This window comes from Pseudomonas citronellolis (assembly GCF_029335315.1).
Lineage (GTDB): Bacteria > Pseudomonadota > Gammaproteobacteria > Pseudomonadales > Pseudomonadaceae > Pseudomonas > Pseudomonas citronellolis_A.
Genome location: NZ_JARJLT010000005.1, coordinates 1 through 9,355 on the forward strand (window position 1 = coordinate 1; position 9,355 = coordinate 9,355).

Consider the following 9,355-nt stretch of genomic DNA (forward strand, 5'->3'; position numbering starts at 1 on the left):
AAACATCCTAAAGCAATTCTCCAGCGCCCCCGCAACTTGCCAGACCCGCCCGGCATCCCCATAATGCACGCCGCGAGTCACCAGATTCAGGTCGCCCCTCCCAGCACCGCCCACCCCAACCAGGGCGTCGCAGCTGGGAACAACAGGGCCACGGCCAGCAGCCAGTCACTGGCAGACGTATCGAGCGCCCCTTGAGAGCGCAACCAATCGTCCTCACTTATTTGGCATGCCCTACTCCGGGAGCCGGCGTATTTCCCCGTCGCCGCGAATTCCGGAAGGCCTTTCGAATTTGTATTCGCTGCCATATTCCGGTCATGGATATCACGCATGCTGCGTTGGACCGGAGCTTTTTACGATTTAGACGGTCATAAGGACCGTGACTATTTGGAAGACCAAGACAAGATGAAAAAAACCATTCAGATCCAGGAGGCGATCCGCACCCTCAAGGCCGCATTCGCCCCGCTCAATTGCATCATCCTCGCCCCGCGCAAGGACAGCTTCAGCTTCGCCCTGGTGGACGAGCACGGCGTCGCCTGCCATAGCGAGCGCCTCTACCCGCAGCAGTACCTGGCCGACGAGCCACTGCAAGCGGTGATCGCCCGGGTGCAGAGCTCCCTCGCAGCCTGACCCGCCGCGAATGAAAAGCCCCGCCGATGCGGGGCTTTTTCTTGTCCGCGCACCTTACTCCAGGTGCAGGCCGGACCTGACCGCCTCCACCGCCGCGACCTGCTCGGCGTAATGCGCCGACGGCGCGGCGAAGGTAAGCGAATAGGCCGCCTCCTTGCCCAGCGCCACTTGCATCTTCTGCTTCATCACCTCGGTGCCGTTGCGGCTGATCGAACACACCAGCTCCAGCCCCGCCAGGCCGCCCAGGCTCGCGTCCTGCGGCTTGCTGCAGGCGGCCAGCAGGCCCTGCTGCATGAAGTCGATCTGCAGGTTCTTGCGCATCTGCGCGATCACCCGCTGCAGGTCCACGCCCTCGACCCTGGCCAGGCGGCTGCGAGTGATTTCCATCACCACCGCCTGCGAGCCATCATCGGCCAGGCGCACGCCACGCTCGCGCGACAAGGCTTCAGCCCCCTCCGCCGCCGGCGAGCGCGTCACCTGCCAGCCCTCCGGCCACTCCACCAAGCCCGCCGCAGATACCCCGCCAGCCGCAGCGCACAGCGCCACCAGCAGCAATCCGCCCCACCCGCCTTTCCTCATTGCCTGTCCACCCCTGCTCTCCCGACGAACGGCACGCCCTATCAACCCACCGTCCATGAGTGTAAATATTTCCAACGAACTACACTGGGTGCCGTCGACCGGCTGTTCAACCCTGGACGACGAGCCCGCACGGACGCCAGGGAGCAGCATTGCCCAAGAGGGAAGATGCGATGCGCAGCGAAGATTCCCAGGACGGACATCCCCCCTTCGCCACTCACGGCCCGGCGCTCGAGCCGCCGGAGGCCGCACCGCTGTTCCCGGTCGCAGCGGACGAGCAGGAGCGCCTGCGCTCGCTGTACTCGACCGGCTACCTGGACATGCCCGCCAACCCGCAGTTCGATTCTTTCACCCGGCTCGCCGCGCATCTCTACCAGGCGCCCATTGCAGCCATTTCGCTGATCGCCGCCAAGCGCGCCTGGCTGCTTTCTGCCCACGGCCTCCCCCACGGCCTGAACACCCCGCGGGAAGACTCGTTCTGCGCGCGCTGCAGCCTGAAGCCCGGCGGCGTGATGATCGTCGAAGACGCCGCGCAGCACCCGGAGTTCAGCGCCAACCCGCTGGTGACCGGCCCGCTCGGCTTCCGCTTCTACGCCGGCGTCGCGGTGAAGGACGCCGACGGCCACGCCCTCGGCGTGCTCTGCGTGGTCGACACGCAACCGCGCAGCGTCCGCGAGGGTGAACTCGCCCATCTGCGCGACCTGGCCAATTGCATTTCCGCGCTGATCCAGCGCGACCAGAAGATCTCCCAGGAAACCGATCGAGACCCGGTCAGCGGCCTGCCCAACCGCCAGGCGCTGCTGCGCACCCTCGGCGAGAAGCTGAACCGCTACCACCTCAACGACGCGTTCCCGACCCTGATCACCCTCGACATCGAGCACTTCGAACAACTGCGCAACAGCATCGATCCGCGCGACATCGACACCCTGCTCAAGGCCTTCGCCGCACGCCTGGAGGATTGCTTCCCGCAGGCCGAACTGCTGGCCCACCTGGGCGCCGACGAATTCGCCGCGCTGCTGCCGCAACGGCTCGAACCGGCCGAACTGGAACAACGCCTGACCGACGCCATCGAACGGCTCGGCGAGCCATTCCTGATCGGCGACCGCTCGCTGTCGGTGACGGTGACCGCCGGCCTGGCCTCCACCTCCGACGAGCAACTCAGCGCCGACCGCCTGCTGCGCAACACCATCCTCGCCAAGCGCGGCGCACACACCCTGCCGCTGGACAAATGGCAGCACTACACCCCGGACCTGGAAAGCAGCCTGCCCTCGCCCTACGCACCGCCGCAGCTGAACCTGCGCCGGGCGCTACAACTCGGCGAACTGGCGCTGGCCTTCCAGCCCATAGTCGCCACCCCGGACCGGCGCGTGGTCGGCGCCGAAACCCTGCTGCGCTGGAACCACCCGGAGCTGGGCAGCGTGCCGCCGGCCGAGTTCATCCCGCTGGCGGAGAAGAACGGCACCATCATTCCCATCGGCACCTGGGTGCTGCGCGAGGCCTGCCGCGAAGCCGCGCGCTGGCCGGCGAACATCAGCATCTCGGTGAACGTCTCGCCGGCGCAGATCAACCGCGCCCTGCCGAAGTTGGTGGCGGAAACCCTGGCCGAGTTCCGCCTGCCTGCCGCCCGCCTGATGCTGGAGGTGACCGAGACCACGGTGCTGGAAGCCTCCCAGGACAACGTGGCGATCCTCGAAGAACTGCGCAGCCTGGGCGTGCAGATCGTCCTCGACGACTTCGGCACGGGCTTTTCCTCGCTCAACTACCTGCTGCGCTTTCCCTTCGACAAGATGAAGATCGACCGCTCGTTCGTCAGCGGCGCGCTCGAGCGCCACGACTGCCAGACCATCGTCCACGCCATCATCGGCATCGGCGACTCCCTCGGCATCCCGATCGTAGCCGAAGGCGTGGAGACCGCCGAGCAACTGGCCTGGCTGCACGACAACGGCTGCCGCCTGATGCAGGGCTACTTCACCGGCCGGCCACTGCCGTGCCACGCCTTCCGCACCCTGCTGCCCGGCGCGCAACCCGGCGCCAGCGCCGCCTGAGGCATGCGTCGGAGCCGATACAATCCTTACCCTGGCGATACCAAATAATGCGCGACAGGCGCGGCGCCAGCGGGTCTACTTTGCGCCCGATTTTTTCAACGTCCCGGTGTCCCCATGCTGTCCAGACTGACCAAAGCCGCCCTGCTCCTCGCCCTCGTCTCGCTCTCCGGCTGCTGGCCGTTCTTCCCGCCCTTCGGCGGCCCGGGCGGCGGCCACGGCGGTGGCGGCCATGGCGGCGGCCCCGGCTTCGAGCGCCGCTGAGGCGCATAGCAAAAAGCCCCGCAGCGCGGGGCTTTTTCATGCTCGGCGAAAGCGCCGGGCTTTCGTCGAGGCAAACAAAAAGGGCGACCCTTGCGGATCACCCTTTTCGCTACCGCCTAAGCGGTGAATTGGTAGGCACAATTGGACTCGAACCAACGACCCCCACCATGTCAAGGTGGTGCTCTAACCAGCTGAGCTATGTGCCTAGAGTGAAAAGCGCATCGATGAAACGCCTTCCGATTCCGCCGAAGCGGGAATTTGGTAGGCACAATTGGACTCGAACCAACGACCCCCACCATGTCAAGGTGGTGCTCTAACCAGCTGAGCTATGTGCCTATCGATGGGGGCGCATTCTACGCCAAGGCTTTTGATCGTCAAGCACTTTTTCCCTAAACCTCTGAAAAAATGCGTTTTTTTATGTTCGGCGCTGCGTAAAAAATTTTGCACGGCCACTAGCCGGCGGAATTCGACTCGGGTAGCATCAGCGCATCTCGTAAAAAATAACAAACACAGGTGCAATATGCCGCACACTTCTTATCCCTCTTCCTACTATGCAGCGTCGGCCAACCCGGTTCCGGCCCGTCCCGAACTCCAGGGCGACACCGAAACCGATGTATGCATCATCGGCGCCGGCTACACCGGCCTGTCCACCGCTCTCTTCCTGCTGGAAAACGGCTTCAAGGTCACCGTGCTGGAGGCCGCCAAGGTCGGTTTCGGCGCGTCGGGCCGCAACGGTGGCCAGATCGTCAACAGCTATAGCCGCGACATCGACGTCATCGAACGCACCGTCGGCCCGAAGCAGGCGCAACTGCTCGGCCAGATGGCCTTCGAGGGCGGCCGCATCATTCGCGAGCGCATCGCCAAGTACAACATCCAGTGCGACCTGAAGGACGGTGGCGTGTTCGCCGCCCTCAGCGCCAAGCAGATGGGCCACCTGGAGTCGCAGAAGAAGCTCTGGGAGCGCTTCGGCCACACCCAGCTGGAACTGATGGACGCCAAGCGCATCCGTGAAGTCGTCGCTACCGACAGCTACGTCGGCGGCATGCTCGACATGAGCGGCGGCCACATCCACCCGCTGAACCTCGCCCTGGGCGAAGCCGCGGCCGTGGAATCCCTCGGCGGCGTGATCCACGAGCAGTCCCCGGCGGTGAAGATCGAGCGCGGCGCCAACCCGGTGGTGCACACCCCGCAAGGCCGCGTGAAGGCCAAGTTCGTGGTCGTGGCCGGCAACGCCTACCTCGGCGGCCTAGTTCCGGAACTGGCTTCCAAGTCGATGCCGTGCGGCACCCAGGTGATCACCACCGAGCCGCTGAGCGCCGACCTGGCCAAGACCCTGCTGCCGCAGGACTACTGCGTCGAGGACTGCAACTACCTGCTCGACTACTACCGCCTGACCGGCGACAACCGCCTGATCTTCGGCGGCGGCGTGGTCTACGGTGCGCGCGACCCGTCGAACATCGAGGCGATCATCCGTCCGAAGATGCTCAAGGTGTTCCCGCAGCTGAAAGACGTGAAGATCGACTTCGCCTGGACCGGCAACTTCCTGCTGACCCTGTCGCGCCTGCCCCAGGTCGGCCGCATCGGCGACAACATCTACTACTCCCAGGGTTGCAGTGGCCACGGCGTCACCTACACCCACCTGGCCGGCAAGGTACTGGCCGAGGCCCTGCGCGGCCAGGCCGAGCGCTTCGACGCGTTCGCCGACCTGCCGCACTACCCCTTCCCGGGCGGCCGCATGTTCCAGGTTCCGTTCTCCGCGATCGGCGCCTGGTACTACAACCTGCGTGACAAGCTGGGCGTGTAAGCGCGCACCGCTTCCGAAGACGGCGCCTCAGGGCGCCGTTTTCGTTGGCGCGCCACTGTCGCTGCGGATCTGCGCGTGACTGATCAGGGCGAAGATCAGGCTGCCGCCGACGATATTGCCGACCAGGGTCGGCGCCGCGAAGTCGACCAGGAAAGCGCCCCAGCCCAGCTCACCGGCCCACACCAGGTAGCCGACCTCGCAGGTGCCGACGACGATGTGACTGAAGCTGCCCAGCGCCATCAGGTAGGTGACCAGGATGATGATCCACACCTTGGCGCTTTCCGCCGCCGGCACCAGCCAGACCATGGTGGCGATCATCCAGCCGGAGACCATGCCCTTGGCGAACATCTGCCAACCGTCGTTGGCCATCACCTCGCGACCGATCTCCAGGAAGGCGCGGTCGGCCCGCGCATCGAAGATCGGCAGGTGCAGCATGGCGTAGGCGAACAGCAGCGCACCGGCCAGGTTGCCCAGCAGCACCACCGACCACAGGCGCAGCAGCTGCCCGGCCTTTTCCAGGGTCGGTTCGCTCATCAGCGGCAGCACCGCCGTCAGGGTGTTCTCGGTGAACAGCTGCTGGCGGGCGAGGATGATCGCCAGGAAGCCGACCGGATAGCCGAGGCTGGTGACCACCACCGCCGCCTCGTGCTCCGGCAGGCGCGAGCGGAACAGCCCCATGGCCATCAGCGACAGGCCGATGCTCAGCCCGGCGGCCAGCGCCGACCACCACAGCGCCGCCACGGTCCGCTCCAGCTCGTGGTTGCCCTGCAGGCGGATCACCTCGTGCAACACCAGCGCCCGTGGCGGCTGGCTCTGCTCGACCTTGCGGCGCTCCTCGGCGGAGAGTTTGGCGGCGGTGTCGCTGGAGTCACTGGCCGTAGCCCGCCGCGGCTTGCCGTTGCCGGTCTTGCGCGGCGACGCGGAGGAAGCCGGCTTGCCGGAGGAACGTTGCTTGTCGTTCGCCATGCTCTGCACCTCGGGAAGGATGCAGGTTAGGCCCTCGCGGCGCGGCTTCGGTTCAAGGAAAATGCGCGCCCCGCGTCAGCGCGCGGGGCATGCCGGGACTGCGGCGCACTGCCCCCTCGCCGCGCCTGCCGACAAGGGCGCCGCGAAGCGCCGGTCGTCCGGGGCCAGCTGCCGCGCGCAGCTCGCTGCCGAGTCGGCCTGCGCAGCGCAACCACGCTCGGCCAGCACGTTGCCGAGGTTGTACCAGCCGGCGGCGAAGTCCGCGCGCACCTCGACGCTGCGCCGTAGCGCGGCCTCGGCGTCATCCAGGTTGCCAGCGGCGTAGCGCGAGTTGCCCAGGGCGAACCAGCCCAGGGGGTCCCGCGGCCAGGCCCGCGTCGCGCTGCGGTAGGCCTGTTCGGCCACGGGACGCTGGCCGGTTTCCTCCAGGTCGTGGGCGGCGCGCAGCCAGCGGGTCGGCTCGACGCTGGCCGGCAAGCGCTCGCTCGGCAGCGCCAGCACGGCCCAGCGGCCGCTGCGCGCCCAGGTGACGTCGAAGGCGGTGAAATCGATGACCAGCCGCTGGGTGATACCCGAGCGCAGCACCAGCTCGTGGCGGTCGCGGTCGAAGCCCACCACCACGGCGTAGTGCCACATCGGCAGCCAGTCGAGACCGTTGTTCTGCAGCACCAGCACCGGGTTGCCGGCGGCCACTTCCTTGAGCACATCGTCCAGGCGCGGGCGCAACGGGTAGACCAGCAGGCCGCGCTCACGCGCCGCGGCCACCAGCTCGACCTGCAGGCTGCCCTCGCGTCCGGGCAGGTACACGCGTTCCTTCAGCTGGTTCGGCGTCACCCGCACGCCGCGCTGGTTGAGCAGCGTGGCGAGCGCCGCCGGGCCGCACTGGAATTCCTGCTGCGGGAAGAACTGCACGTCGCTGAGCTCCACGCGCGAAGGCAGCGCGTCGATCTCCGGCGGGAGTTGCGGCGCCCTGGCGCAGCCGCCGAGCAGGATGGCCGCGACGGCCAGCGCCAGGGCGCCGCGCCTCAACGCTGGCACCGCACGAAGGTGAAGATGTGGGTGATGCAGAGCATGTCGGTGATCACGAAGATCAGCAGGAACAGGATGATGATGCCGATGATGCCGCCGGCCGGCGCCTGGTCCAGCTGCTGGTTGAACTGCGCCAGCTCGTCGTTGGACAGGCTCTTGATGCGTTGCTCGACCTGGCTGCGCTCGACGCCCATGGACTGCAGTTTCTTCTGCACGCCCTGGTCGTCCAGCATGCGCAGCAACTGCTCGCGATCGACGCGCTGCTGTTGCGCTTCCAGCACCTCGCCGGTGCCGACCATGGCCGCCTGCGCCAGCGGCACTTCGGCCACCACGCCCAGCTGCGCCACTACCAGGATTGCCGCAAGACGCTTCACCCGCTTTGTTAGAGTCATTCTGGGTCTCCTCCACGTGACGGCTAGCAGACCACCGGCGCCAGCCGGAGGTTCCGCGCCGCCAGGCACGGTTGCATACGCACAGCACTGGCGCTTGCCGAGGCGTCTTCGTACAACGGGTTTCGCAGAATCCCTGGCGCGCCTTCTGCTCAGATCACGGCGTCAGGCGATTGGTTCGAAATACAGGCGGCGCCAGTCGAGGGCCAGGTGGCCGAGGTGGACGCAGGCGCGCCCGAGGGGGAACAGGAAGTGTTCGTGGCCGCTGCGGCCCAGCCCGGCGGCCCGGCAGTCCACGCGCAGCAGCCGGCCCCAGGGTTGTTCGCTGAATTCGAAGGCGCGAACGCTGAGCGTGGCGTGTGGCGCGCGCTCGCGGTACCAGTCGCGTACGCCGGCCAGGTCGCGCAGCGGCGGCAAGGGCTGGATGTGGACTTCGTCGCCGCGCCAGTCCAGCGCCCGCTGCGCGTCGAACGCGGGCTGCCGCTCCAGCGGCAGCGGCCGGACGCGCATACCCTCGGCCAATTCGTGCAGTTCCACCGCCAGCGGCTGCCAGCTGCCGTGCTCGATGGCCCAGAGCAGGTCGCCGTCGAATTCCAGCGACGGCCGCCCCGCCACCCGCAGGCGGAAACCGTCGCAGACCAGGCGGCAATCGCCCAGGGGAATTCGCAGTTGACTCTCGCTCACAGCCGCCTCGTCACACATCGAGGCGTGATTCTAGGGAAAGCGCGCGGCTGACGGAATGCCCCGTCAGGGCGTAGCCGCTTTCTCCCGCGCCTTCTGCCGCTCCAGGAAGTCCAGCTTCCACTGTTCGACGCCCAGGTGCGCCGGGTCGAGGCTGGCTTCCACGCCGTAGCGCGCCTTCAGCTCGGCGACCTCGGCGGCGTGCTCGGCGAGGAAACGGTCGAAGCGCTGCACCAGCTCGGGGTGGCGCTCGCTGGAAAGCTGGAAGCTGCTGCGGGTGTGCGGCAGCGTGGGGTCGAAGACCAGCGCGCCGGGCCGCGCGCGCAGGTTGTCCAGGTAGTAGGTCGCGACTACTACGTTGAAGTAGGCGCCGTCGGCGTCCTTCTTCAGCGCCTGCTGGATCATCTGCCGAAGATCGGCGCTGGGCAGCCGGGTCAGTTGCCCGGCGTCCAGCGCCTGCTGGTAACCGCGCGGGGTCCAGCCATCCACCACCGCCAGGCGCTTGAGCGCCGGCAGGCCCTGGCCGAGGCGCTCCGGCGCCACCAGCACGCCGTCGACGTACTGCGTCACCGGCTTGCTGTAGGTGAGCGCATGGCCGCGCTTCTGCGCCTCGGCCCAGGCCGGGTTGTCCGGGTACTTGAGGTCGACGCCGCCGTCGAGCAGCGCCGGCAGCAGGCGCTCGACCGGCAGCGGCCGGTATTCGAGCTGCACGCCGCTGCTGCGGGCGAACAGGTCCAGCAGTTCGCGGGCGAAGCCCTGGTAATGGCCCTGCGCGTCGGTGCTGTAGTGCGGCAGGAATTGCAGGTCTTCGACGCCGACCACGTAGGTCTGCGCCATGGCCTGGGACGAGACGGCGGCGCCGAGCGCCCAGCCGAGGACCGCGAGCTTCATGCTCTCTCCTTGTTGGTTTTGTTGTTCCCTGGTGCGGCTCAGCCGCCGGTGACGCTCATGAAGCGCAACACCTGGACCTGTTCGGC

General features: G+C 67.3%; 10 protein-coding genes and 2 tRNA genes. 4 read left to right on the forward strand and 8 right to left on the reverse strand.

The features are described 5' to 3' along the window. Nucleotides 1-402 precede the first annotated feature (402 nt). Nucleotides 403-627, forward strand: a complete 225-nt coding sequence (locus tag P3W75_RS00420; protein WP_276225394.1) for a hypothetical protein — start codon at nucleotides 403-405, stop codon at nucleotides 625-627. Between the two features lie 54 nt (nucleotides 628-681). Here P3W75_RS00420 and P3W75_RS00425 read toward each other — a convergent pair whose 3' ends face one another. Then, complete coding sequence (locus P3W75_RS00425; protein WP_276225395.1) at nucleotides 682-1,206, reverse strand: DUF4946 domain-containing protein; 525 nt, start codon at nucleotides 1,204-1,206, stop codon at nucleotides 682-684. A 170-nt stretch (nucleotides 1,207-1,376) separates the two neighbouring features. Between P3W75_RS00425 and P3W75_RS00430 the strand changes: the two genes are divergently transcribed. After that, nucleotides 1,377-3,248, forward strand: a complete 1,872-nt coding sequence (locus tag P3W75_RS00430; protein ID WP_276225396.1) for a putative bifunctional diguanylate cyclase/phosphodiesterase — start codon at nucleotides 1,377-1,379, stop codon at nucleotides 3,246-3,248. Nucleotides 3,249-3,362: 114 nt separating this feature from the next. Beyond that, complete coding sequence (locus P3W75_RS00435) at nucleotides 3,363-3,509, forward strand: hypothetical protein (RefSeq protein ID WP_276225397.1); 147 nt, start codon at nucleotides 3,363-3,365, stop codon at nucleotides 3,507-3,509. A gap of 129 nt (nucleotides 3,510-3,638) precedes the next feature. On the opposite strand, the gene P3W75_RS00440 is transcribed toward P3W75_RS00435, so the two are convergent. Both P3W75_RS00440 and P3W75_RS00445 read right to left on the reverse strand, forming a co-directional pair. Beyond that, nucleotides 3,639-3,715 (reverse strand) — tRNA-Val (locus P3W75_RS00440). Nucleotides 3,716-3,768: 53 nt separating this feature from the next. Beyond that, nucleotides 3,769-3,845, reverse strand: a tRNA-Val gene (locus tag P3W75_RS00445). Between the two features lie 184 nt (nucleotides 3,846-4,029). On the opposite strand from P3W75_RS00445, the gene P3W75_RS00450 reads away from it, so the two are divergent. Beyond that, a complete protein-coding gene (locus tag P3W75_RS00450; protein ID WP_276225398.1) occupies nucleotides 4,030-5,313 on the forward strand; it encodes an NAD(P)/FAD-dependent oxidoreductase in 1,284 nt (427 codons plus the stop codon). 27 nt (nucleotides 5,314-5,340) lie between these two features. Here the strand turns inward: P3W75_RS00450 and P3W75_RS00455 are convergent, their stop codons facing one another. The 5 genes from P3W75_RS00455 to P3W75_RS00475 form a co-directional block, all read right to left on the reverse strand. After that, nucleotides 5,341-6,279 carry a formate/nitrite transporter family protein gene (locus tag P3W75_RS00455; RefSeq protein ID WP_276225399.1) on the reverse strand — a complete coding sequence of 313 codons (939 nt, stop codon included), beginning with the start codon at nucleotides 6,277-6,279 and terminating at the stop codon, nucleotides 5,341-5,343. Between the two features lie 75 nt (nucleotides 6,280-6,354). Then, complete coding sequence (locus tag P3W75_RS00460; protein WP_276225400.1) at nucleotides 6,355-7,308, reverse strand: PA2778 family cysteine peptidase; 954 nt, start codon at nucleotides 7,306-7,308, stop codon at nucleotides 6,355-6,357. Beyond that, nucleotides 7,305-7,700, reverse strand: a complete 396-nt coding sequence (locus tag P3W75_RS00465) for a PA2779 family protein (protein ID WP_276225401.1) — start codon at nucleotides 7,698-7,700, stop codon at nucleotides 7,305-7,307. The genes P3W75_RS00460 and P3W75_RS00465 overlap by 4 nt, the downstream gene beginning before the upstream one ends. Nucleotides 7,701-7,862: 162 nt before the next feature. Then, nucleotides 7,863-8,381, reverse strand: a complete 519-nt coding sequence (locus tag P3W75_RS00470; protein WP_276225402.1) for a hypothetical protein — start codon at nucleotides 8,379-8,381, stop codon at nucleotides 7,863-7,865. 63 nt (nucleotides 8,382-8,444) lie between these two features. Further along, on the reverse strand, nucleotides 8,445-9,269 hold the full coding sequence (locus P3W75_RS00475; protein ID WP_276225403.1) for a substrate-binding periplasmic protein: 825 nt from the start codon (nucleotides 9,267-9,269) through the stop codon (nucleotides 8,445-8,447). Between the last annotated feature and the right edge of the window lie 86 nt (nucleotides 9,270-9,355).